This window comes from Burkholderia sp. 10_S31 (assembly GCF_056930375.1).
In genome coordinates this window covers 968,560-992,144 of sequence record NZ_JBXOWK010000001.1, presented here as the reverse complement: position 1 = coordinate 992,144, position 23,585 = coordinate 968,560, and the positions used below count along the sequence as shown (strand labels likewise).

General features: G+C 64.9%; 17 protein-coding genes. 7 read left to right on the top strand and 10 right to left on the bottom strand.

Annotation, left to right across the window (positions count from 1 at the left end):
- The first annotated feature begins 11 nt into the window (after positions 1 to 11).
- Positions 12 to 1,454 (top strand): efflux transporter outer membrane subunit, encoded by a 1,443-nt coding sequence (locus AC1Z3W_RS04520; protein WP_483507127.1) that lies wholly within the window; start codon positions 12 to 14, stop codon positions 1,452 to 1,454.
- Positions 1,455 to 1,518: 64 nt separating this feature from the next.
- Here the strand turns inward: AC1Z3W_RS04520 and AC1Z3W_RS04515 are convergent, their stop codons facing one another.
- Positions 1,519 to 1,929: a TIGR02594 family protein gene (locus AC1Z3W_RS04515; RefSeq protein ID WP_057925965.1), complete on the bottom strand. Its 411-nt coding sequence runs from the start codon at positions 1,927 to 1,929 to the stop codon at positions 1,519 to 1,521.
- A gap of 186 nt (positions 1,930 to 2,115) precedes the next feature.
- On the opposite strand from AC1Z3W_RS04515, the gene AC1Z3W_RS04510 reads away from it, so the two are divergent.
- From AC1Z3W_RS04510 to AC1Z3W_RS04500, 3 genes are all read left to right on the top strand, one after another.
- On the top strand, positions 2,116 to 3,027 hold the full coding sequence (locus tag AC1Z3W_RS04510; RefSeq protein WP_057925747.1) for a LysR substrate-binding domain-containing protein: 912 nt from the start codon (positions 2,116 to 2,118) through the stop codon (positions 3,025 to 3,027).
- A gap of 123 nt (positions 3,028 to 3,150) precedes the next feature.
- Entirely contained in the window at positions 3,151 to 4,467 is a 1,317-nt protein-coding gene (locus tag AC1Z3W_RS04505) for an MFS transporter (RefSeq protein WP_483507126.1), read from the top strand.
- A 13-nt stretch (positions 4,468 to 4,480) separates the two neighbouring features.
- Positions 4,481 to 5,722, top strand: a complete 1,242-nt coding sequence (locus AC1Z3W_RS04500) for a metal-dependent hydrolase family protein (RefSeq protein WP_057925749.1) — start codon at positions 4,481 to 4,483, stop codon at positions 5,720 to 5,722.
- A gap of 52 nt (positions 5,723 to 5,774) precedes the next feature.
- Here AC1Z3W_RS04500 and glmS read toward each other — a convergent pair whose 3' ends face one another.
- Together glmS and AC1Z3W_RS04490 are read right to left on the bottom strand one after the other, a co-directional pair.
- The gene (gene glmS, locus AC1Z3W_RS04495; RefSeq protein ID WP_124832508.1) at positions 5,775 to 7,592 is read right to left on the bottom strand and encodes a glutamine--fructose-6-phosphate transaminase (isomerizing); all 1,818 of its coding nucleotides are present in this window, start codon (positions 7,590 to 7,592) and stop codon (positions 5,775 to 5,777) included.
- 47 nt (positions 7,593 to 7,639) lie between these two features.
- The gene (locus AC1Z3W_RS04490; protein WP_124832509.1) at positions 7,640 to 8,728 is read right to left on the bottom strand and encodes a hypothetical protein; all 1,089 of its coding nucleotides are present in this window, start codon (positions 8,726 to 8,728) and stop codon (positions 7,640 to 7,642) included.
- A 1,474-nt stretch (positions 8,729 to 10,202) separates the two neighbouring features.
- Here AC1Z3W_RS04490 and wecB point away from each other — a divergent pair.
- On the top strand, positions 10,203 to 11,420 hold the full coding sequence (wecB, locus tag AC1Z3W_RS04485; protein WP_057925752.1) for a non-hydrolyzing UDP-N-acetylglucosamine 2-epimerase: 1,218 nt from the start codon (positions 10,203 to 10,205) through the stop codon (positions 11,418 to 11,420).
- 137 nt (positions 11,421 to 11,557) lie between these two features.
- On the opposite strand, the gene AC1Z3W_RS04480 is transcribed toward wecB, so the two are convergent.
- The 5 genes from AC1Z3W_RS04480 to AC1Z3W_RS04460 form a co-directional block, all read right to left on the bottom strand.
- Positions 11,558 to 12,346 (bottom strand): hypothetical protein, encoded by a 789-nt coding sequence (locus AC1Z3W_RS04480; RefSeq protein ID WP_483507125.1) that lies wholly within the window; start codon positions 12,344 to 12,346, stop codon positions 11,558 to 11,560.
- Positions 12,347 to 12,446: 100 nt separating this feature from the next.
- Positions 12,447 to 14,309: a methyl-accepting chemotaxis protein gene (locus tag AC1Z3W_RS04475; protein WP_124832511.1), complete on the bottom strand. Its 1,863-nt coding sequence runs from the start codon at positions 14,307 to 14,309 to the stop codon at positions 12,447 to 12,449.
- Positions 14,310 to 14,458: 149 nt separating this feature from the next.
- Entirely contained in the window at positions 14,459 to 15,139 is a 681-nt protein-coding gene (locus AC1Z3W_RS04470; RefSeq protein ID WP_483507124.1) for an OmpA/MotB family protein, read from the bottom strand.
- 18 nt (positions 15,140 to 15,157) lie between these two features.
- On the bottom strand, positions 15,158 to 15,922 hold the full coding sequence (locus tag AC1Z3W_RS04465; protein WP_057925756.1) for a flagellar motor protein: 765 nt from the start codon (positions 15,920 to 15,922) through the stop codon (positions 15,158 to 15,160).
- A 23-nt stretch (positions 15,923 to 15,945) separates the two neighbouring features.
- Positions 15,946 to 17,184, bottom strand: coding sequence for a Crp/Fnr family transcriptional regulator (locus tag AC1Z3W_RS04460; protein WP_483507123.1), 1,239 nt, complete (start codon positions 17,182 to 17,184; stop codon positions 15,946 to 15,948).
- A 535-nt stretch (positions 17,185 to 17,719) separates the two neighbouring features.
- On the opposite strand from AC1Z3W_RS04460, the gene AC1Z3W_RS04455 reads away from it, so the two are divergent.
- Complete coding sequence (locus AC1Z3W_RS04455) at positions 17,720 to 18,622, top strand: hypothetical protein (protein ID WP_057925757.1); 903 nt, start codon at positions 17,720 to 17,722, stop codon at positions 18,620 to 18,622.
- Positions 18,623 to 18,664: 42 nt separating this feature from the next.
- Here AC1Z3W_RS04455 and AC1Z3W_RS04450 read toward each other — a convergent pair whose 3' ends face one another.
- Positions 18,665 to 20,359: an NfrA family protein gene (locus tag AC1Z3W_RS04450; protein WP_483507122.1), complete on the bottom strand. Its 1,695-nt coding sequence runs from the start codon at positions 20,357 to 20,359 to the stop codon at positions 18,665 to 18,667.
- Positions 20,356 to 22,314: a glycosyl transferase family protein gene (locus AC1Z3W_RS04445; RefSeq protein WP_483507121.1), complete on the bottom strand. Its 1,959-nt coding sequence runs from the start codon at positions 22,312 to 22,314 to the stop codon at positions 20,356 to 20,358. Before AC1Z3W_RS04445 ends, AC1Z3W_RS04450 begins: the two co-directional genes overlap by 4 nt.
- A 958-nt stretch (positions 22,315 to 23,272) precedes the next feature.
- Here AC1Z3W_RS04445 and AC1Z3W_RS04440 point away from each other — a divergent pair.
- On the top strand, positions 23,273 to 23,575 hold the full coding sequence (locus tag AC1Z3W_RS04440) for a hypothetical protein (RefSeq protein WP_483507120.1): 303 nt from the start codon (positions 23,273 to 23,275) through the stop codon (positions 23,573 to 23,575).
- The last annotated feature ends 10 nt before the right edge of the window (positions 23,576 to 23,585 follow it).

Here is a 23,585-nt window from a genome sequence, read left to right as displayed (position 1 = left end):
AGACACTCGTCATGAAAAAGCTACTCGCCGCGCTGGCCGTCAGCGCATTCGCCGCCGGCTGCGCGGTGCAGCCCGCACAGCATCCCGCGCTGCACGATTCCGTTCAAGCGCTCGCACCCGCCGCATGGGACACCGACGTGCCGCGCGCGGACATCGACGCCGCCGCGTGGTGGGCACAGTTCCACGATCCCGTGCTCGACCGGCTGATCGCGACCGTGCTCGACGGCAACCTCGATCTGCAGGCCGCCGCCGAACGCGTGAAGCAGGCGCAGGCGCTGACCGTGCAGAAGCGGGCGGTGCTGCTGCCCGAACTCGACGCGACCGCGCATGCCGCCGACGCACGCCAGAACACGCCACCGCCGCTCGGCTACGTGCGGCAGGCCGGCGCCGGGCTCGCGCTGAGCTGGTCGCCGGACGTGTTCGGCGGGCAACGGCTCGACCTGCTGGCCGCGCAGGCCGGGCTGGTCGGGCAACAGCACGCGGAAGACGCGATGCGGCTCGCGCTCGCGGCCGATGCGGCCTCCGCGTACGTCGACCTGCGCTGGGCGCAGCAGGAACTGAAGATCCTTCAGGATAACGCGGCAATTCGTCGACGTGCGCTCGAACTCACGCGCAAGCGGCAGGCATTCGGGCTGTCGACGGAACTCGACGTCACGCGCGCGCAGAACCAGCTCGACGCGCTCGAAGCGCGGATTCCGCCGACGCAGGCGCAGATCGCGCATCAGCTCAACCTGATCGCCGTGTATTCGGGCCGCACGCCCGAGTCGATCGATCGGCTCGTGCTCGCGCAGGCCGGCGCGATTCCGGCACCGCCGGCCGGGTCGCCCGCCACGCTGCCTTCGCAGGCGCTGCTGCGGCGGCCCGATGTGCTCACCGCTTACGCGCAGGTCGAACGGCGCGCGGCGCAGGTGGGTGTCGCGAAGGCCGAGCGTTATCCGAAGTTCTCGCTGAACCTGACGGACGGGATTCTTGCCGCGTCGTACCTCGGCTTGCCGACGCTGACCGACAACCTGTTCAGCGCGGCGTTGAGCGCGACGAGCCCGATCTTCAATGCCGGGCGGATCACGGCCGACATCACGCAAAGCGAAAGCCGGATGCGCGAGTCGGAACTCGGGTTGCGGCAGACCATGCTGCAAGCACTGCGGGAAGTCGAGGATGCGCGTGCGAACCTCGTCAGCAGCGATGAAGCGACGCGACGGCTCGACAGCGCGCTCGCGGCATCGGACAAGGCGCTCGGGCTGGCAAACCAGCTCTACAAGGGCGGTGCGACGGATTTTCTCGACGTGCTGTCGGCGCAGGAGGTGTATCTGCGGGACTCGGATGCGCTCAACCAGGTCAAGCGCGAGCATGCGCTGGCGGCGGTCGCGTTGTATCGGTCGCTCGGGGGTGGGTGGAGCAGGAACGCGGCGTCGGATGAGACGGAGGCCGTGGCCGTCGCTGCCGCGAAGGACTGACTGCGGCCGCCATTCGACGCCGGCTCCATTGTCCGTGTGTACAGGGCGCCCGCGTGCGGCGCGATCAGCCGGCGTCGGGCCAGCGGTATCCGATCACCTCGCTCACCGGGTACGCAAGTTCGCGCACCTCTTCCAGCTGATTGCCGCCGAACAGGTGCACATGGTCGTCGTCGTGACGCAGATAGAACCCGACGTGCCCCTTCCAGCTTGCGGGGTCGTCGCGCGTCAGGATCGCGATACAGCCGTACTCCGGACGCTCCAGCGGGCGTCCCCATTCGAGCCATGAGCGCGCGAGCGCCGACCCCGTGCCGCGGATGCCGGCATGCGTCATGCACCAGTTGACGAACGACGAGCACCACGAAATCTTGTCGTCGTAGCCGACGAGATTCGTGTGGTTGTTGTATTCGACGATGCGCGGATTGATGCTGCCGGGCGGGAAGCGGCGGATGCCCAGCTCGTCCAGCGCGACGGGCATCCACGGCGGATGGCCGGCTTGCGGGTTGCCCTCGGGGTTCGATCGGATCACGACGGCCTCGATGGAATGCAGGTGGAAGTCGCTCAATCTTCGCACGAATAAGGCCCGGCAGCATCGTTCCGGCATGCGATTTCCGGCTCGTGCGCCCGTATCATGTCGGCAGCGACCTCGACCCTCACGCCCGCCATGCGCATCACGCCCCTGCCGCCCCTTCAGTGCCTCGTCGCGTTCGAAGCCGCCGTGCGGCATGCGAGCTTCACGAAGGCCGCCGTCGAACTGCACCTGACGCAAAGTGCGATCAGCCGCCAGATCCAGCAGCTCGAGGAATTCCTCGGCCGCTCGCTGTTCGTCCGCGAACACCGCTCGCTGCGGCTGACGATCGCCGGCGAGCAATATGCGGCGCAGGTCCATCATCTGCTCACGCTATGCGCGGAAGCCACGCACGACGTGATGAAGCCGTACGGCGATCTCGAACTGACGATCGCCTGCTCGTCCGGCGTCGCACTGCTGTGGCTCACGCCGCGCCTGCCGGCGTTCCGCGCCGCATATCCGAACATCAAGCTGCGCGTGATCGTGCGCGACGGCCTGGCGTCGATGTCGCCCGCGGAATTCGACGTCGGCGTCTACTACGTGCGCCAGCAAGCGCCGGCCGAATATACCGCGCGCCGCCTGTTCGACGAGGAAGTCTTCCCGGTCTGCGCGCCGGGTTACCTGGCCGGCCGCACGCTGTGCGCGGCCGACCTCGCGAACGAGACGCTGCTGCGCCTCGAGGACGGCCAGCGCCAGTGGATGTCGTGGTCCGAATGGTTCGACATGAATGACATCGACCGGCAGAAGGCGCAGCCCCAGGACATCACGATCAACTCGTATCCGCAGATCGTACAGATGACCATCCTCGGCCAGGGCGTGTCGCTCGGCTGGCGCTACATGATCGACGCGTGCCTCGAGGCCGGCCTGCTCGTGCGCGTGACGGAGGCATCCGCGAGCCACGGCGGCGGCTACTACGTGATCTCGCCGAACGACCGCGCGCAGAACCAGGCGGCACGACTGTTCTCGCGCTGGCTGTTCGAGCAGGCGGACCGGCAGACCGCGCAGTGAATGCGATGCATGCGCTGTGCGCATGCGTGCATGCAAATCTTTCGTTTCATAAAAAAATCCGGCTGTCCTTAACATGGGCTTCACGCGGGGCACCCGTCCCGTCATCCGACAAAGGAAGAGACCATGCAAGGAACGCTTTCCCCGCGCGCCGCGCATTCCGTCGATGCGGCCGCGCAGCAGCGCCGCCGCGCCATCGTCGCGACCGTGATCGGCAACGGCCTCGAATGGTTCGACTTCACCGTGTACAGCTTCTTCGCGGTGATCATCGCGAAGCTGTTCTTCCCGACCGGCAACGAACTGACGTCGGTGCTGCTCACCGTCGCGACGTTCGGCGTCGGCTTCTTCATGCGGCCGGTAGGCGGCATCGTGCTCGGCTTCTATGCGGACAAGGTCGGTCGCAAGGCCGCGCTGTCGCTGACGATCCTGCTGATGGCGTTCGGCACCGCGCTGATCGGGCTCGCGCCGACCTACGAGCAGGCCGGCATCGCCGCGCCGCTGCTGATCGTCGTCGCGCGGCTGCTGCAAGGCTTCTCGGCCGGCGGCGAGATGGGCGGCGCCACCGCCTTCCTCACCGAATACGCGCCGCCGGAGAAGCGCGCGTACTACTCGAGCTGGATCCAGTCGAGCATCGGCTTCGCGGTACTGCTCGGCGCCGCGACCGGCACGTTCGTCACGACGTCCCTCGATGCGCAGGCACTGCACAGCTGGGGCTGGCGGCTGCCGTTCCTGCTCGGGATCGTCGTCGGGCCGGTCGGCTACTTCATCCGCAGCCATCTCGACGAAACGCCCGCGTTCAGCGCCGTCGAAGCGCAGGTGAAGGAAAGCTCGCCGCTGAAGGAAGTGCTGTCGACCTACCCGCGCGAGACGTTCGCCAGCTTCTCGATGGTGATTCTGTGGACGGTCTGCACGTACGTGCTGCTGTTCTACATGCCGACCTATTCGGTGCGCACGCTGCACCTGCCGCAGTCGACCGGCTTCGCGGCCGGCATGGCCGGTGGCCTGATGATCATGTGCTGCTCGCCGATCGTCGGCAAGCTCGCCGACGCGTGGGGCCGGCGCGTGTTCCTCTCAGGCTCGGCGCTCGCAATTCTGGTACTCGCGTGGCCGATGTTCGCGTGGATCAACCATGCGCCCGGCTTCGCTTCGCTGATCGTGTTCCAGGCCGTGTTCGGCGTGCTGATCGCCACCTATACGGGGCCGATTCTCGCGGCGTTTGCCGAACTGTTCCCGACCAAGGTGCTGTCGACCGGGTTATCGGTCGCGTACAACTTCGCGGTCACGATCTTCGGCGGGTTCGCACCGTTCCTCATTACGTGGCTCATCGCCCGCACGGGCAGCAACATGGCGCCCGCGCTCTACGTGACCGTCGCGGCGGCGGTCAGCCTCGTCGGCACGCGCTTCGTGAAGGACGCGCGGCGCAATGCGTCAACGACTCGATAAGGATACCTCCCCAATGACCATCACCGTGCTTCACGGCGGCAACGTGCTCGACCTCGAACGGGGCGTGCTCCTCGACCATCACCACGTCGTGATCGACGGCGAGCGCATCGTCGAAGTCACCGATCGACCCGTGGATTTTCCGAATGCGCGCGTGATCGACGTGCGCGGCAAGACCGTGATGCCCGGGTTCATCGATTGCCACGTGCATGTGCTCGCCTCCAATGCGAACCTGGGCGCCAACGCGACGCAGCCGAACATTCTCGCGGCAATTCGGTCGCTGCCGATTCTCGATGCGATGCTGGCGCGCGGATTTACCAGCGTGCGGGACGCGGGCGGCGCGGACTGGAGCCTGATGCAGGCGGTCGAGACCGGGCTGGTTTCGGGGCCGCGCATCTTTCCGTCCGGCAAGGCGCTGTCGCAAACCGGCGGGCACGGCGATTTCCGGCCGCGCGGGGACGTGCTGGAGCCGTGTTCGTGCTGCTTTCGCACGGGGGCGATCGCGCGGGTCGTCGATGGCGTCGACGGCGTGCGGCTCGCCGTGCGCGAAGAGATCCAGAAAGGCGCGACGCAGATCAAGATCATGGCGTCGGGCGGGGTGGCCTCGCCGACCGACCCGATCGCGAACACGCAGTATTCGGAAGACGAGATTCGCGCGATCGTCGATGAAGCCGACGCCGCCAATACTTACGTGATGGCACATGCGTACACGGGGCGAGCGATTGCGCGCGCGGTGCGGTGCGGCGTGCGGACGATCGAGCACGGCAATCTCGTCGACGAGGCGGCCGCAAAGCTCATGCACGAGCGCGGCGCGTTTGTCGTGCCCACGCTCGTCACGTACGACGCGCTTGCCCAACACGGTGCGCAGTTCGGGATGCCGGCGGATTCGGTGGCCAAGGTGGCTTCCGTGCAGCAGAAGGGGCGCGAGTCGCTCGAGATCTATGCGAACGCCGGCGTGAAGATGGGCTTCGGCTCCGACCTGCTCGGCGAAATGCACGCGTTTCAGTGCGGAGAGTTCCGTATCCGGGCCGACGTGCTGGGCAATCTCGCGGCGCTCAGGTCGGCGACGACGGTGGCGGCCGAGATCGTCAACATGCCGGGGCAATTGGGCGTGATCGCCGCGGGTGCGATCGCGGACGTCGTCGTGCTCGACGGGAACCCGCTCGACGATATCGGCGTCGTCGCGGGGAACGGCGAAAGCGTCGCGTACGTGTTGCAGCGAGGAAAAATCGTGAAGGCCCGGGCGGCGTTGCGTTGATCGCTTGCGGGGGCCGGCCGGCAACCGCCGACCGGCCCCCGCCCCCTTCCCGTCATTCCACCGTCACCGATTTCGCCAGGTTCCTCGGCTTGTCGATATCCGCACCGCGCAGGCATGCCGCGTGATAGGCGAGCAACTGCAGCGGCACGACGTGCAGGATCGGCGACAACAGCCCGTAGTAATCCGGCATCCGCAGCACCGACACACCTTCGCCGTTGTCGATCCGCGTATCGGCATCGGCGAACACGTAAAGCTGCCCGCCGCGCGCCCGCACTTCCTGCATGTTCGACTTGAGCTTCTCGAGCAGCGCGTCGTTCGGCGCGATCGTCGCGACCGGCATCGCATGCGTGACGAGCGCGAGCGGGCCGTGCTTCAGCTCGCCGGCCGGATACGCTTCCGCGTGGATATACGAGATCTCCTTCAGCTTCAGCGCGCCTTCAAGCGCGATCGGGTAATGCAGCCCGCGCCCGAGAAACAGCGCATTCTCGTGCTGCGAGAACTCCGCGGCCCAGCCCTCGATCTGCGGCTCCAGCGCAAGCACGTCCTCGAGCGCGCTGGGCAGCCGCCGCAGCTGCGTCGTATAACGCGCGAGTTGCGCGTCGTCGACGTAGCCGCGCAGCCGGCCAAGCGTCACCGCGAGTATGAACAGCGCGACGAGCTGCGTCGTGAATGCCTTGGTCGACGCGACACCGATTTCCGGGCCGGCGCGCGTCAGGAACCGCAGGCCGGCCTGACGCATCATCGCGCTGGTCGGCACGTTGCAGATTGCGAGCGTGTCGATATGACCGAGCGCCTGCGCGTACTTGAGCGCGGCGAGCGTGTCGGCGGTCTCGCCGGATTGCGACACGCTGACCACCAGCGTATTCGGCAGCGCGAGCGCGTCGCTGTAACGGTATTCGCTCGCGATCTCGACCTGCGCGGGCAGGCGCGCGATCGTCTCGAGCCAGCGGCGGGCAGTCAGGCCGGAATAGTGGCTCGTGCCGCAGGCGAGGATCAGCACGTTGTCGATCTGCTCGAACGCCCGCGCCGCATCCGGTCCGAATGCAGCCGGATCGAACAGCCCCGCATCGGGGATGGTCGCGGCCACGGCCTGCGGTTGCTCGAAGATTTCCTTCTGCATGAAATGCCGGTACGGCCCGAGTTCGACCACACCTTGCGTCGATGCAACGGTCTGGATCGGGCGGTCGACCGGCGTGCCGCCGCGCGTGAGGACCCGCACGCCGCCCGGCGTCAGTTCGACGATGTCGCCTTCCTCGAGAAAGATGAAGCGGTCGGTGATGCCGGCCAGGGCGAGCGCGTCGGACGCAAGAAAGCACTCGTCGTCCTTCAGACCGACCACCAGCGGCGAGCCGGCGCGCGCGCCGATCAGCCGCTGCGGCTCGTGCTTGCTGAACACCGCGATCGCGTACGCGCCGTGCAGTTGCGACGTCGCATCACGCACGGCGGCGAGCAGGTCGCCGCGATACTTGCTGTGGATGAGGTGAGCGACGACCTCGGTGTCGGTCTGCCCGTCGAATTCGTAGTGTTCGTCAGACAGTTGCTTGCGCAACGTTTCGTGATTCTCGATGATGCCGTTGTGCACGAGCGCGATTTCGTCGCGCGAGAAGATCGGATGGGCGTTGCAGGTTGCGGGCGCGCCATGCGTCGCCCAGCGGGTATGCGCGATGCCGGTGCTGCCGGACAACCCGGCGCTGCGCACGTGCGCGTCGAGATCGGCGACGCGCGACACACTGCGTTCGCGGCGCGCCTGGCCGTCGACGACGGTCGCCACGCCGCATGAATCGTAGCCGCGATATTCGAGGCGACGCAAACCTTCAATCAGAATCGGAACGATGTTCCGTTGCGCGACTGCGCCGACGATGCCACACATGACACGTCTCCTTCCCTTTGTTGAATCATGAACCGTGCGCCGTTGCGTCAGCGCGATCCGGTCACCGTTGCCGACGCCGTCGTGAACCCGCATTTGGCGGGTGCGAGCGGATCGACCGTCCGGCTTTCAAATGCCAGGTAAAGCGCCTCCTCCATTACGTTCCAGTGCGTGCCGTGTCGATACGGGCCCGATCGTGCATACCAGCAGGCGACGGTGCTCCAGTCGTTCATCTTGAATGCGACCAGCGCGATCAGCCCCCATGGAAAATCGGAGCCGGCGAGCTGCATCCAGGTCTTGCCGTACTTCTGCATCCACTGCGCGTAGATCGTCTCGTTCGACTGGTCGGGCACCTGGATGCCGGACAGGATCGGGAAGATCTGCGCGACTTTCGCCGGATAGAAGCTCGCATCGCTGATCCGTTGCGTGCTGGCACGAAAACCCGATTGCGCGCCGCGCCAGAACACCTTGAGGATCGCCGCCGAGAGCCGGTCGGCGCGCTGGCTCCACGGAGCCGCGCGCGCGTATTCGGCGCGACGTACGTAATACGCGGCGAGCGCCTGGAACGCGCTATGTACCTCGACGTTGTCCATCAGCAGCGCGACATGCAGCGACGACGAAATCTGGTAGACGCCGGTCGCCTTGTCGAGCAGCGAATCCAGGCGCTCGCCTGCGCGTCTCAGGCTGAGTTCCCACGCGGCTGGCATTCCGTCGGGCGGCGCGAAGCGCGACAGCAGCTCGATCCAGGTCGCCATCATCGCGTCGTCCGCGTCGGCTTCCGCGCACGGGCTGATCATTCCGGCCTTTACGCAGTAGCGGTTGAAGCCGCCGTCCGGACGCTGGCGCGGCAACATCCATGCGACCCACGCGAGTGCCGCCTGACGGGCGTCCATCTGCGTGTCGGCGGCAGCCAGCAGGGCCTTCGCGGCGAAATAAGGATCGATGCCGACACCGTTCAGGCGCACGGTGATCGCGCCGTCCGTGCGTTGATACAGCCCGTTTAGCTGGAGTTCGGCGGCGCCCGCGTGCAGCACGGAGCAACACGCGGCGACGCAACAGGCAACGCGCCACGCGTGGCACCGCCTGACGGTAGCCGCCACGCACGCGCGTGCGGCCGGGAAAAGCGCGGGCCGTTTCATGATCGGGGGCTCCTGCGCGGCAGTCCTGCGCAATCATCGCCGGACGCGGCGTTGGCCGCGTCGCGCCCGGCGAACGTATCGACGGTGTGGCTCGGTTCACCTTGGTTCGGGTGAACCGGAGTCGGAATCGGAACGATGTCCTGTTGTGCGGCCGCGCCGACGATGCCACACATGACACGTCTCCCTCCCTTTTTCCATTCATGGACCGGCGCCGTCGTGTCGGCGCGATCCGGTCACCGCGATCTCCGCCATCGTGAACCCGCATTTGGCGACCCCGAGCGGATCGACATCGGCGTCATGACCAACACACTGCACAGCGTCGGCAACCGGCCGCGACATGCAATCAGGCACGGTCTGCGCACCAGCCAGACCGGCACGTTTCGCGTCGCCTTCCGGATTCGCCTGGATTGGTACTCCCGTCCTTCCGTCGTCGCTCAAACGCGTGGAGACACGCGTGTCCCTCCGGAAACAAGCAAGGGGTGAGCCATGGATCGCCCCGCCCCGTGGTGCAAGGGCCGGTGAGTACCCGATCGACACACTCCACACACGGATCGCGTTTTTTGATTCACCGGCGAATCAGCGTTCGCCCTCCAGCGGGGATCTTCTGCCTACAAAATACGAGGACCTCGCGCAACACCCGCGCAACATCATTTCGGAAAGCCAATCGCTGCGGAAAGTCGCTGCATGGCCCCCGGTTCGGCACATACCTGTGCGCTTCGCGGCGCACGTCGACCAGCGGTCGTGCGGATATGGACGGTCCATTCCAGGCTTGCGTTACAGATGCGCAACGTTTCGCACCGGCCGATCCGGACGCTGCGCGCGACGCGATGCATCAGGACAATCATTCGTGTCGAAGCAGTGCAGGAAAATCGACGATGTCCCGCGCATTGTCCATACAAAATTCGCATGCCGAAACGATTCAAAGTGGCCGGAACGGCTCATGCAATTCGATCGATAGCCGGCGCGCGATGCAAGTCGCCGTGCTTCGAATGACGTGACCGGATCGACGGCGCGAACGGTCAGATGTTTATCCGCGTCGCGGCAGAGCGCCGATCTCGTGCTCGTAGCAATTGTGAAACGTTCCTCGGCAATCCGCATGTGCGAAGCGACCCGGGCCGGCACTCGGGCCCGCTCACAGGGCCGCTGGTTTGAATATTGCTCTACCGGTAGCAGGAACAAGTGCGGGTGCGTCGCGAGGCGGTGACGTATGCAACCCGACCGACGTGGCGATCGACACAACGAGGAACGCTCATGACGTGATTGACGAGATTCGAGGCTACGTCCGTAGTCCGACGATTGCGTGGCGGAGACCGCGCGGACAAAAACGGTGCGCCCGCCCCGCAACACCGCTGCATGTCGCGCGGCCGGCGCCGGCCGGCACGACCCGCATGCAGGGGCGGGACGTGTCGCCTGCAACCATGGTTGGCGCCAGGTGCCGGGCTTTCCGGCGCGAAGAAGCTCAACGAGGACAACGATGAAAAAGATCTTGCTTGTGTTTGGGACTCGGCCGGAAGCCATCAAGATGGCGCCGCTCGTCCGCGCGCTGAAGGCGCGCAGGGATGTCGACGCCCGGGTATGTGTCACCGCCCAGCATCGGGAAATGCTGGATCAGGTCCTCACGCTGTTCGACATCAAGCCCGACTACGATCTCAATCTGATGCGCCAGAGCCAGACGCTGACCGACGTGACAACCGGCATTCTTCAGGCGATCGGGATAGTCTTCGAAGATTTGCATCCGGATGTTGTCCTGGTGCACGGTGACACGACGACGACGCTGGCCGTCAGTCTCGCGGCGTTCTATCGCTATCTGCCGGTCGGGCACGTGGAAGCGGGCCTGCGCAGCGGCGACATCTGGTCGCCGTGGCCCGAGGAATTGAATCGCCGCGTGACCGACGCGGTGTCGTCATGGCATTTCGCGCCGACCGGCCAGGCGCGCGACAACCTGTTCAGCGAAGGCGTGCCGGTGGGCGCAGTCGTGATGACGGGCAACACCGTGATCGATGCGCTGCACGACGTCAAACGGATGCTCGATCACGATACCGCGCTCAACGACAAGGTCGCCGCGCACTTTCCGTTTCTCGATCCGTCGCGCCGCGTGGTGCTGATCACGGGCCATCGTCGCGAGAGCTTCGGCGAGCCGTTCCGCCACTTCTGCGAGGCGCTCTGCACGCTCGCGAACCGCTATCGCGATGTGCAGTTCGTCTATCCGCTGCACCTGAATCCGAACGTGCGCGAGCCGGCGCGCGCGCTGCTCGGCAGCGTGCCGAACATCTACCTGATCGAGCCCCAGGAATATCTTTCGTTCGTATTCCTGATGTCGCGCGCGCACTTCATCATCACCGACTCGGGTGGCATCCAGGAAGAAGGGCCGGCGCTCGGCAAGCCGGTGCTCGTCACGCGCGAGACGACCGAGCGGCCCGAGGCGATCCAGGCCGGCACCGCGCGGCTCGTCGGCACGGACCCGGAGCGGATCGTCTGGGAGGCGTCGCGGCTGTTCGAGAGCGACAGCGCGTATGACGAAATGTCGCGCGCGAGCAATCCATATGGCGACGGCCATGCAAGCGAGCGGATCGTTCACGCACTGATGCACACGCCAGGCGCGAGCGCAAACATGACGAGCTTTTCGCTGGGCGCCGCGGAGATACCGTGCAATGCGCTCACGCTGGGATTGCAGGCGTTGCGTTCGCCTTGAAGACTATCGTCTGACGGCATCCCGACGGACGGCGACGCGCGATGTCGCCGTCCGTCATTCGTCCGACGCGAACCGCCATCCATCACCGTCGAATCGCGCCGTGCGATCGACGCCCGCCGCCATCCACTACCCGTCCGCTACCGGACCACGGCATCTGCCATCGATTGCGCCTGCGCGATCAGCCGCGGGTAGATCCGCTGGGACACCACCTGTTTGGCGAAACACGCCTGCCGCGCATCCTCGGGCACGCGCGGCGCGCCGCACGCCGCGATCGGGCGCAGTGTCACGCTTTTCCACAGGATATAAACCCGTTCGCCCTGCCGGACCGACACGGCCAGCGTATTCGGCCCGTCCGGCACGCCGTCCTGGCTTTCGCCCAGCAGCAACGCCTTCACGACGCCGTCGGCCGGCTGCCGCTTGACGGGCAACTCGGCGAAGCGAAACGCCGCGGCGTCATCGCTGAATACGTTCGTATAAAGCGTTTCGTTGTCGAACATCGCGGCGACGTCGTCGGTCGGCTTGATACCCGCATCCGCCGTACTCGCCCAGGCCTTCAGCAGCGGAACCGTCGTCACGACGAGGTTCATCTTCCCGTCGACCGACTTGAAGGCCAACCCGTCCGGCCCCGGCGGCATCCCGTCGACGGGGCCGACGCTCTGCACGGTGCCCTCCGCCTTCGCGACAAACCCTCTCGCCCGGACCGTGCCGATCAGCTTCACGAGCCGGGCATTCACGTCGGCCGTGTACTGCTTGTCGACGCCCGCCTGATCCTCCGTCCGCGCCGCCGCGACGGCTGCCGCGGCCTTCTTCCGATAGGCCAGATACGAATCCGCCGGCGATGCGATCACCTTTGCCCCGACCGCGACGAGCACCGCCGCGACCACCACTGCCCCCACCCCGACCTTCAGTCTTGATATGCGCTTCATTTTTATGACGTTACCGAATCCCGCGCCGACAGCGAAAACGGCTGCCGTCACCCGCGGCAGCCGTCCCTCAGAAACGCGTCATTTTAACGTCGCGCGCGCTTCATTCGTCTACCTTGAACGCCGATACCAATAGCGTCAGTTCCGCCGCCTGCTGCTTGAGGCTTTCCGCGGCCGCCGCGCTTTCCTCGACCAGCGCCGCATTCTGCTGCGTCATCTGGTCCAGCGACTGCACCGCGTCGCCGATCTGGTCGATGCCCGCGCTCTGCTCCAGGCTCGCCTCGGCGATCTCGCTCATCATCGCGCTGACGCCCTGCACCTGCGACACGACATCGCGCATCACCTTCCCGGCCTCGCTGACGAGTCGCGACCCGGTGTTCACCGTGCCCGCGCTGTGCTCGATCAGCGCCTTGATCTCCTTCGCCGCCTGCGCGCTGCGCTGCGCGAGGTTCCGTACCTCCGACGCGACGACCGCAAACCCGCGCCCCTGCTCGCCGGCCCGTGCCGCTTCGACCGCGGCATTCAGCGCGAGGATGTTGGTCTGGAACGAGATGCTGTCGATCATCACGATGATCTCGGAGATCCGTTGCGACGCGTCGCTGATCTGCTCCATCGTGGTCACGACTTCGCCGACGACCTGCCCGCCGCGCGTCGCGGTATCGGATGCGCCGGTGATCAGCTTCGCGGCCGTCGTCGCGGTTTCGGTGTTGTTGCGCACGACCGCCGTGATTTCCTCCATCGACGAAGCCGTCCGCTCGAGGTTGCTCGACTGCCCTTCGGTGCGCTCGCTGAGATCCGCATTGCCCGACGCGATCTGCGCGGACCCGGTCGCGATCGACGCGGACGCCGCGCGGATCCGGTGCACGAGCGTCGACAACGACGACACGAAGCGATTGAACGCGTCCGACAATTGACCGATCTCGTCCTGGCCCTCGACCGTCATCCGGCGCGTCAGGTCGCCCTGGCCGCTCGCGATCTCCGACAAGAGCGTCGCCGCGCGGCGGATCGGCGCGGCAATCGCGCGCCCGACCAGCCAGATCACGACCAGCGCGACGCCGAGGCCCGCCACCGCGGCGACCAGCGCCGCGCTGCGAATCGCGCGCGTCACCGGGCCGAGCAGTTCGGCCTGCGGCACTTCGACGACCACGTACGCATTCAGCTCCGGAATGAACGACGTCGCGATGAAGCGCGCACCGCCGTCGCCGTTGTAGCTCAGGTACGCATACGGCTTGCCGGCGAGCAGCGTCGACGATGCGTCGTCCGGCAGGCCCGGCTCGTCCTTCAGGAAATGCTTGCCGTCGATCAGCGACGTATCGCGATGCATCATGATCGCGCCGTCCGGCCGCACGAGATACGCGAACCCGGTCTCGCCGATCCGGTACGCGGCGATCCCCTTCGCGAGCGCATCGACGGACAGGCTCATGCCGGCCGCGCCGATCGGCGTGCCGTCGAGCTCCACGCGGCTGTTGATGAACATCATGTAGCCGCCGAGCGTGACCTCGCGATCCATGTTCACGTCGTAGGTCTTGCCCGACGCGAGGAAGTTCGTCAGCCACTGATCCTTGTCGCCGACTTTTCGCTGCAGGCCGGCTTCGTTGTAGTAGTTGCCGCTCTTCACCGACACCCACTGCACGGACGCAGCCTTCTGCTCGTCCTTCACGCTCTTCGCTAGCTGGACCCAATTGCGCGTGCCGGCGTCGGGCTCGCCGTCGGCTTCCCATTGCAGCAGGAACGCATCGCGCGCGAGGAGGCGGGAGGCTGCGATCGGCCCGGCCATCTGCCGCTGCACGTCGGCGCGGATGCCGTTCACGGCGGTCGGCAGCTCGTCGCGGACGACGCGATCGCGCACGGCGTCGCCGATCAGACGAATGCTCAACCCGCTCGAAATCGCGACGAACACGAGCAGGCAACTCGTCATGCTGAAAATCAGCTTGTTCTGAATGGACAGCTTGCGCCAGAAATGCATGGGAAACCCCCGATAACCGCTCGACCCGAGCCAGTTCGGGTTATCGGCAGGCGCGCGCGGAATCGCATCGCCGAGTTCACATGCCAGTCATACCGGATCCGATATATCGACGACGAACCCGGCTTGCTCGCCTGCGAACGAACGCACGCTCAATACGCGACGAAGATCGTCACCCGCCGGTTGCGCGCCCGCGCGGCCACATCGTCGCCCGCGACGAGCGGCTGCGTATCGGCCCGCCCGATCGCCGCGAGCCGGTGCGGCGCGACGCCGCGATCGGCCAGATAGCGCACGACGCTGCCCGCCCGCGCCGACGACAGCTCCCAGTTCGATTCGTATTTCGCGTTCGCGATCGGCACGCTGTCGGTATGCCCTTCGACGAGAATGTCCCCGGTCGCATGCTCGCTCAGCGCCCGCGCGATCTGGCTCAGCACCGGCGCCGCGTCGGGCAGCAGGCGCGCATCGCCGACGTTGAACAGGATCTTCGCGTCGATGCCGATCTCGATGCCGTGCGGCGCCCGCACCAGCGAGATGCGGCCGTTCGTCTTCAGCGCATCGAGCGATGCCAGCCATGCCGGCGCGCGCGCGGGCGTCGCGGAATCGGTCGCGCTCGCCGCGCCGCCGTCGTGCCGCGCGAGCGTCTGGTAGCGGGCATCGAGCGCGTTGTATTTCGCGAGCTGCAGCACGTACAGCGCGAGAAACAGCACCATCAGCGTCGTGATGAGATCCGCATAGGAAATCAGCCAGCGCCCGGACTGCGTGCCTTCGGCTTCATCGTCGTCGCGCCCGGCTGCGGCCGAGCCCGCCCGCGCGCCGTCAGTTCGAGCCGTCATGTCGACACTCCCGGTGCGTCATGCGAGCGACTCCGCCGCGCGGCCGCGCACGTCGCCGGTCAGCCGCGTTTCGATCGTATGCGGCGATTCCTTGCGCGAGATCGCGAGCAGGCCGTCGAGATACAGCTTACGAAAGCGCAGTTCGCTGTCGATCTGCGCGCGCAGCTTGCCATAGAGCGGCAGAAACACGAGATTCGCGAACGCGAGGCCGTAGAGCGTCGCAATGAACGCGACCGCGATGCCTGGCCCGAGTTGCGCCGGTTCGAGAATATGGCTCGTCACCTGGACCAGCCCGAGCACCGAGCCGAGAATGCCGAACGTCGGCGCATAGCCGCCGGCCTGCTGCCACACGCGCGCGGCCGCGAGCCGGCTGCGCTCGTATGCGTCGAGCTCGCGCTGCAGCGCGTCCTCGAGCACGGCGGTCGACACGCCGTTGGCGAGCAGTTCCAGCCCGCGCCGCGCGAACGGATGAATGCCGCTCACGTCCATCGATTCGAACGCGAGCAACCCGTCGAGCTTCGCGCGATCGCCCCACTCGAGCAGGTCGGTCAGGTGCTTGCGGTCGACTTCCTGCGCCCGCACGAACGCGAGCCGCAACTGCTTCACCGCATCGAAGAACCGCGCCCACGTGTTCTGGATCATCACCGCGCCGAGCGTACCGCCGAGCACGATGACGAGCGCCTCGAACTGGAACAGCATCGGGAAATGTCCGCCTTCCAGTGCGAAGCCGAACACGATGGCCGCGCCGCCGAGCACCACGCCGGCCAGGGTCAACAGGTCCATATGCGTCTCCGTCGGGTCGCGCGTTAAGCGTCGGATGAAGTCAACGGCGCGGATGCCGCCGGCGCCTTGGCAACGCGAATGGCATCGAGCATGCGCCGCCCGATCTCCTCGATCTCGATCGGATCGAGCTTCAGCTCGCGGCGCATCACCCACGACACCTCGTTGCGCCGCGCTTCCGTCATCACGGAAAACAGCTTGTCGGCCACCGCGCGATCGTCGAGGCTCCCGATCAACTTCGCGAGATCGTACGTATCGAATGCGCTGATCACGTCGAACAGCGTGCGCTGGTCGATCCACACGATGTCCTCGAGCGCATGCACAGCACCGCCGGCGCGCGGGTTGCGCCGCGAGAAATACGCGACGCCTTTCTGCTCGACGTAGCCCAGCACCTTCGACTTGCGGAACGCGAACACCTCGTCGGCGATCTCGCCGTGCGACAGCTTGTTGAGCAGCAGCGTCCGGTCGACGCCGATCAGCGCCTCGAGATCGGCCAGCTCGATCAGTTCCAGCTCGCTGTTGATCGACAGGTCGAGATCATGATCGGCGACCTGCTGCGCGCGATCGATCACGCGCGCGGCGTCGAAGGTGACGACCTGGCGCGCATCCGACGAAACCGCGTAATCGGCCGTGCCGCCGGCATGGTCGGCCGGTGCGGCTTCGATCGTGACGAGATTGAGCTTCTCCATGCGGCGCAGCATCGCGAGCACGTGCGGGCGCGAATGGCCGGCGATCGCGCGGCAGCGGCGAATCACGTCCGCGAGCGGCACCGACACCTCCGCCGCGTGTGCCTGCATTGGCCGGCGCGACCACGCGTCGTCCGCGCCGCGCGTGTCGGCGCCCGCCATCAGCGACAGCACATGCGCATACGACAGCACGCCCGGCATGAAATCCGCGTGCGTATAGGTCGCGAGCTGGTCGTCCTTGCGCTTTACGCGCCGGATCATCGTGCGCACGATATGCCGAAGCAGAGCGGACACATGCTCGATTTCCTCGTCGAGCAGCGTGGCCGGCACGACCGTGAGCTGACAAAACGACAGCGCCTTCGCCGTATGCGCGCGCGGCTCGGACGCGAGCAGCGCCGACTCGCCGAAAAACTCGCCGCGCCCGAGCGTCGCGACGACGACGCGCTTGTCTTCGCAGCGCGTCGACAGCTCGACCTTGCCGTCGGCGATCAGAAAGATGACGGGCTCGCCGGCGAAGCCCTCCGAGTAGATGATCTCGCCGGGCGCGGCCGTACGCGTCCACGATTGCTGACGATTCAAGTTGGTTCCCCTGCTGCGCTGGTTGTTGCGGACTGCGCGTCGCATGTCGCATGCATGCGATCGACAGTCATCCCCGTACCCGTATAACGTCATCGGCACCGGCATCCTTTAGGGAATTCACACTCGCTTTCAGCGAAAATCAAAGTGAAACGTTTGCGGCCGAACGCGCATCGCCGGAGGATGCCATGCGATGCATCCGCAACCGCGCGCCACCCGACCGACAGCACGACGATGCGCGGGAAGCAAAACAGCGCGGCGACAGGGTTTTCCCTGCTCGTTCGGTCGGCCTGCCAGCCTGACCGATGTCACCGGCATTTGTTTCGGGATGCTGTCTTTATCTTGCCGCCGCCTGCCGGCGCAACTTCCCCCAGCGCGTTATCCGGCCCCTTTACTTTCAATATCATCCGATAATTACCTTTTATTTTCGTCTAAAATCGCGCTTCTTCTTACCTTAGGATGGAATGAAGTTTTGATTAAACTGACGAAATCTATCTCACGAACGGCAATTGCCGCATGCGTTGCCTATGCCGGGCTGATGCCCCTGTCCCAATCCGCCAGTGCCCAGGTCGAACCGCTGAAGAATCCGGTCTACGGCGTCACGCTCGACGACCTGACGAAGCTGGATGCGATCATCGCGTCGCTGCAGAACCTGCCTTACCGACCGACCGTGCGTGTCGTGTTCGATCCGGACACGTCCGCCGCCGACTACTACGCGCCGCTGCTGCGCCTGCACGCCGTCGCGTACGTGATGGGCGAGGTCTACGATTCTTACTATTTCCCGACGAATCTCACGACCTACAAGGCGCGAACGCAGGAACTCGTGTCGCAGCTGAAGAACACGGTCGACGTGTGGGAAATCGCCAACGAAATCAACGGCGAATGGTTGCGTCCCAATCCGAACGGCACGAACACCGTGGTCAACTCGCAAGAGCAGCAGATCGGCCAGATGGTCGCCGCGGCCAACACGATCGTCAAATCGAACGGCGGCAAGACCGCGATCACGCTGTACTACAACGACGACAGCAAGGGCAACAACTGCTGGGAGAAGCCGCAGGATTACTGGAAGACCTGGCCGACGGCGTTCCTGCCGGCAACGGTGCGCCAGCAGGCCGACTACGCGTTGTTCAGCTACTACCCGTATCAGGATTGCCCGGGACTGAATCCGTCGTGGAATAGCGACTTCGCGGCGCTCGAAAGCATCTTCCCGAACGCGAAGGTCGGCTTCGGCGAAATCGGCACGTCGGAACTCTCCGCGCCGACGTCGGTACAGCAGAACCTGATCAAAACCTATTACCCGATGGTCAACAGCATGAACGATCCGCGTTTCATCGGCGGATTCTTCTGGTGGAACTACGCCGAACAGATGCTCCCGTATTCGACGAGCTCCTACTTCCAGTTGTTGCGTCAAACCATCATCCCGCTGAAGTCGCCCAACTGATCGGGCCCCATCCGCGAGTCGTTCCAGCGTCAGCGTAGTCACTCAGAACCACAATGTCGCGCGTACCACGAGACCACGTGCGCGTGCCGCTGACGTCAATGGAAAACGGTACTGCACCGTCACGTCGAGATAGCTTGCCGGCGCGGTATACCTGCCTTCGCGAAACCAGTATCTGAACTGAACGCCAGGCCCCGCACCGATTGCCGTCCTGTTCGGCTGACGATTATCGTGATCGCCTGCCACCGCGACGTGCGGGTAGACGGTCAGCCGGTTGCTCAGCATCGGCAAACGCCACGTGTGCCCGTAGCGCAGCTCCGAATAGATGATGTAGCGGCCCGCCTTGATGAAATACGCACCCTCGACATAAGCCTGCCAGCTCCGCCAGCTCGGTTCGGTAACCCGCAGATCGGTGCCTGCCTCCGACGAATAGCCCAGGCGCATCAGCCAGTCCGTCATCGACAGGCTGCCGACATGAAACAGCCGCTCGGCGGTCACCACTACGTTCTGATCGGGTATCGGCTTGTAGCGCATGCCCACCGACCCTTGTACCGTCGGCATGCCGGTCACGTTGCCGTTGCCATCGTAGGCCGTGCCATATCCGCGCACGAAGAACTGGAGAATACGGCCGTTCTGATAGCCGATCTTCGGGGGCTGCCAGTACGCCTCGATACCCGGCTGGAGCACGCTGATGGTGCCTTGCGGGCCGAATGCGGCCGACTGGTATGGCGCACTCAGCACGAAACCCCAGGTACGCTCCAGCTGTTCGACTTCCCGTCGATAGCCGAACTTGCGCTGCGTGTCGAATGCATGTTCGTTTTCATCGGCGTCGAGACTGTGTTCGAACATCTGGACGGACTCCTCGTTCAATCCGATCCGCTTGGCGGTATAGCCGGCATCCGCGTAGTTCATCGCGTTGCCGGCGCCACCGGCGAAACCCTCCTGAAATGCGTCGAGCGCCTCGCGATCCTTGTGTTCGCGCAAGAGGTCATAGGCTTGCTGCAGCTTTTGCTGCGCGCTGTCGTCGACCGGCGTCTGCGGCGGCGGGTCGACTTGCCGTGCCTGCGCCGCGATCGACGCAGCCATGTTGCGCTCCGCATCCGTCGATGCGTCGCTCACCGCCAGATCCGCCATGCGGATGGCGCTTTCGCGATCACCGGCCTGCAGGCTCAGTTGCGCGATACGCACCTGGACCACGGCCGACTTTTCATCGGCCAGCGGCGCCAGTGCAATGCCGGCTTCATGCGGGAGATTCGCCGCGAGCGCGCTGTCCGACCATGCGAGACGCAGGTTGCGCTGCTGCTCGTTGCTCCATTTTCCGGTGGCGACGGCGGCCGAGAAATCGCGGCACGCAACGTCGTAGCGCATCTGCCGCTGCGCCAGGTAGCCATGCTGCGCCAGCACCGCCGCGCTCTTCGGAAAACGAACGCTCAGCGATTCCAGCATCGCGTCCGCTTCGTCGACCTTCCCTTCGCGCCGGTACACATCCGCGAGCAGCAGCCCGAGCTGCTCGCTCCCCGGCTGCATCTTGACGGCACGCGACGCGTATACTTCCGCGCGCGGCAGGTCGCCGGCATTGATCGCCTTGTATGCGCCGTCGGCGAGCCGATAGGCCTTGGCTGAAAGCTGCTGGGCGGCGGATGCCGGCGCCTGCCAGACGAGCGACATGGCGATGGCCAGGGCGCTCAACCGTGCGCAGCGCGTGAGGCCGGCCGCGATCGGACGTGTCGAGCGTTTCATGCCTGTTCTCCCGACGGCCTTTTTGCCGGAGATGCCTGCGGCGTCGCGTCATCGCCGTCGCGCAGCCGGGCGATGTCGACGAAGCGCGAGTGCCGCGCCAGTTCGGCGGCAATCTCGGCATCGCAGGCGATGAAATAAGCGACGTTCGATCTGGCGCCGCGCCGCACGACGTCCTGTTCGTCCTGCGAGAGCGGGCGCCCGACCGCGATATTGAGCGTCCCGTCGTCCGCGGTCGAAAACGGGACGGCGCGATACGCATACTGCAGCTCGAAGGCCAGCGAATCCGCGAAGTGGCCTACCGCGACGTTGCCCAGGCTCACGCGCGGGAGCTCCGCCTGCTCGGCGATCGCGTCGGCCAGCGATTCGGTGGACAGCGCGCTGCATTCGAGCAACAGTTCGCCCAGCCGCCTGCCGCATGTCAGTTGTTTCTCGAGCCCGGCCTGCAACTGTTCCAGAGAGAGCACGCCCCAGCCGACCAGGATCTCGCCGATCTTGAGCCGCGCCTTCCCGAGTTCTTCGTTCGACAGATAGGTGTGACTGGTCTTGTCCCACGCGATCGGCCTGCCGCTCACGAGGTGGCCGACATAGATTCGCCACGCGCGACTCACCGCGCAGAAATTGATCATGTTGTTCACGAACATCCTGGGGATCGACAGCACCCCCTGGAGCGGGCCGTTCAGCCTGCTGACGAAGTGGAAGCGCTGTCCGGCGCGGGCAAACAGCATGACGGTGTTCACCCAAAGCAGCGGCGTCACCCATGCACTGGCCATCATGATCTGAGCGCCGGCGGGGATGACGTGGCCGGTTTTCTGAAGGACGGCAAGCAACACGAAGTTGAGCAGCACGGCATAGGCCACCACCGAAAACAGCGACGTCACGATGCCCTTGCGATCGTGGAAGAACATGTAGCGGGTGAGGAGGTCGCCCTTCCAGCCAAGCTGTTCCCAGCCCTGGAAGGCAATGCCGAGGATCCAGCGCGCGCGCTGCCGGTAGGCGGTGCGAAACGTCTTCGGAAAATATTCGCGCGTGGCCAGCAGGTTTCGATTGTCGGCGCCAGCTTCCGCGTGCTCCCCGCCGCCATCGCACGCGACGTCCGAAAGCGGAAAGCGGGCAAACACTTCCTTCATGCCGAGGTCTCTCAGCCGGAAGCTGAAGTCATAATCTTCGGTCAGTGAACTCGTGTTGAACGGGCTGCCGTCGCGCTCCTTCATCGCCGCCTCGATCGAACGCCGGCTGTAGCACGATGCAACGCCCGCGCCCGGCACGACGCCGGTCAGGCGGGCTCGCACCGGTACGTCCTTCTGGTGCGTCTCGCTGAAATCGTCGAGATAGCAGCCGGCGACGAACTCGTTCCATTTTCGCGGCAATGACAGAACCGGGAGCTGGACCAGGTCGCTATCCGCTACCGCATAATTGAGGTACTTGAGTTCGACCGGATGAATGACGTCTTCACAGTCGTGCATGACGACGCCTGCAAACTGGATATGATGGACTTCTTCGTAGCGAAGAATGGCTTCGATGATCCAGTTCAGGCAGTCGGCCTTGCAGGTCGGCCCGTCGTTCATGACCGTTGCGCGCGTCACCCTGCCGGGATACCGGCGGACCATCCGTTCGACTTCCGCCGTGGTTTCGGCGTCGTTGTGATAGGTGCCAACGAAGATGACATAGCGCTCGTACTCTAGGGTCGCCAGGGTGTTTTCGATCATCTTGGCGATCACGTCATACTCTTTCCACGCCGGCACCATGAGTGCCAGATGGCGCTCGTCCAGCGCGCGCAGCATGCCGATATCGACGGTCTGCGATTTCTCGCGACGCAAGATTCGCCCGAGTTCGAATGACCAGTAACAGGCGTCCAGCGTGAGGTCATCCAGCGTACTGACCAGGATGACGATGGCGGTCACAATGGCGACAATGTTGAGCGCATATAAATATGCACTCCATATCATATTATCCATCACTTTTTCCGCTTTCTTCTGTTGTTCGGCTTCTTCTCCCGCGCACCAACGTAAGACGAAACCCTTCCCGTCCCCGTCGACCCCGTCACGTCCACTCCGTTGCCAGCGCCGCATCGGCATCTGTCGCTCTCAAAAGACTCGGTGACACATCGAGCGCTATTGATACGACCACGTAACATCACCAGGAATGCAACGTGTTCAGTGGATGACTTTTGACAGCCGGTTTCCCCCGCTTGCTTGCCTTCGCCCCTGCATTCGCCAACGCTTGCAGCCGTTTCCGATCCGGCGCCGCGCAGTGCGCCCCGTGCACCGTCTTCTCCACGCACAGCTCTTCTAGCAAGTCGTGCGCCATCGTCGCGCCACCCTTTGGCCTTCGGCGCCCCGGCGCGGGCGTCGCGTAATTTCCGAATCAAATTCAGTCCAAATGTTTCAGCGCTGAAACACGGTCGATCGATCCGCCGAAAGCGGCTTGACACCGGTCGGCCGGCGCACCCCGGTTGCCGCGATCGGGGCGGCGTTACGTGGCTCGGCTCCCAGTGGCGGGAAGGATCAATTTCGAACGCAAAAAATCTGGTGTCCGAATCGATATTGCATGTTCAAGCCAACCGGATCGATTGCTGCGGCGCACAGCGCGCAACCGGTTTCCCCTGAATCGTCCGAACAAGCGTGACGCGTTTTTCGGAGTGAATTCGCGAAAAAAACGGCTGCGTTGCATGCGTGAAACGTTTATCGAAACAAATTTCAGACCGCCGTGACGTGCCGATTTCGGCGTGTCGGCCCGGTGCTCATTTGCGGCCGATGGTACGGATCTAGCTTGAAAACACGACTATCCGGCTGCGTTTTTTATCCGGTATCAAGAGCGGAAAAAACACGACATAACGCCCCGATTCTGAATACTGAATGGCACTTCGCCATGCTCGTTTCGTGAACGAGATGAACTCAATTTGCATATCAAAGGATGAAAATCATGCCTTCGCATCGCAATCAATCTTTTCGAAACGGGTTGAGCGCCGTCGGGCTACTCGTCGCATTGATCCCTGCACTCGTCGTCGGCACGGCCCCGGAGGCGAGTGCGCAGCAGACGAACATGGCGCCTCCCGGCAAGATCAAGCCCCCTCCATTACCGAACGGCTCGGCCCACGCTAACGTGAAACCCGGCATGTCCGAAGAGGATTGGGACAAGGCATACAAGGAGACGGGGCGCCCCAAGTTCAACAGGAGCCTCGTCAAGAGAAACGGCGGCAACGTGGAACGTGACTAGGGAGAAACGG

Coding starts and splice junctions, on each gene's coding strand:
- AC1Z3W_RS04445 (WP_483507121.1), bottom strand. CDS start 22,314: ATGGATAATATGATATGGAGTGCATATTTATATGCGCTCAACATTGTC.
- AC1Z3W_RS04450 (WP_483507122.1), bottom strand. CDS start 20,359: ATGAAACGCTCGACACGTCCGATCGCGGCCGGCCTCACGCGCTGCGCA.
- AC1Z3W_RS04455 (WP_057925757.1), top strand. CDS start 17,720: ATGCCCCTGTCCCAATCCGCCAGTGCCCAGGTCGAACCGCTGAAGAAT.
- AC1Z3W_RS04500 (WP_057925749.1), top strand. CDS start 4,481: ATGACCATCACCGTGCTTCACGGCGGCAACGTGCTCGACCTCGAACGG.
- AC1Z3W_RS04475 (WP_124832511.1), bottom strand. CDS start 14,309: ATGCATTTCTGGCGCAAGCTGTCCATTCAGAACAAGCTGATTTTCAGC.
- AC1Z3W_RS04510 (WP_057925747.1), top strand. CDS start 2,116: ATGCGCATCACGCCCCTGCCGCCCCTTCAGTGCCTCGTCGCGTTCGAA.
- AC1Z3W_RS04505 (WP_483507126.1), top strand. CDS start 3,151: ATGCAAGGAACGCTTTCCCCGCGCGCCGCGCATTCCGTCGATGCGGCC.
- AC1Z3W_RS04465 (WP_057925756.1), bottom strand. CDS start 15,922: ATGGACCTGTTGACCCTGGCCGGCGTGGTGCTCGGCGGCGCGGCCATC.
- wecB (WP_057925752.1), top strand. CDS start 10,203: ATGAAAAAGATCTTGCTTGTGTTTGGGACTCGGCCGGAAGCCATCAAG.
- AC1Z3W_RS04490 (WP_124832509.1), bottom strand. CDS start 8,728: ATGAAACGGCCCGCGCTTTTCCCGGCCGCACGCGCGTGCGTGGCGGCT.
- AC1Z3W_RS04440 (WP_483507120.1), top strand. CDS start 23,273: ATGAAAATCATGCCTTCGCATCGCAATCAATCTTTTCGAAACGGGTTG.
- glmS (WP_124832508.1), bottom strand. CDS start 7,592: ATGTGTGGCATCGTCGGCGCAGTCGCGCAACGGAACATCGTTCCGATT.
- AC1Z3W_RS04520 (WP_483507127.1), top strand. CDS start 12: ATGAAAAAGCTACTCGCCGCGCTGGCCGTCAGCGCATTCGCCGCCGGC.
- AC1Z3W_RS04470 (WP_483507124.1), bottom strand. CDS start 15,139: ATGACGGCTCGAACTGACGGCGCGCGGGCGGGCTCGGCCGCAGCCGGG.
- AC1Z3W_RS04515 (WP_057925965.1), bottom strand. CDS start 1,929: ATGCCCGTCGCGCTGGACGAGCTGGGCATCCGCCGCTTCCCGCCCGGC.
- AC1Z3W_RS04480 (WP_483507125.1), bottom strand. CDS start 12,346: ATGAAGCGCATATCAAGACTGAAGGTCGGGGTGGGGGCAGTGGTGGTC.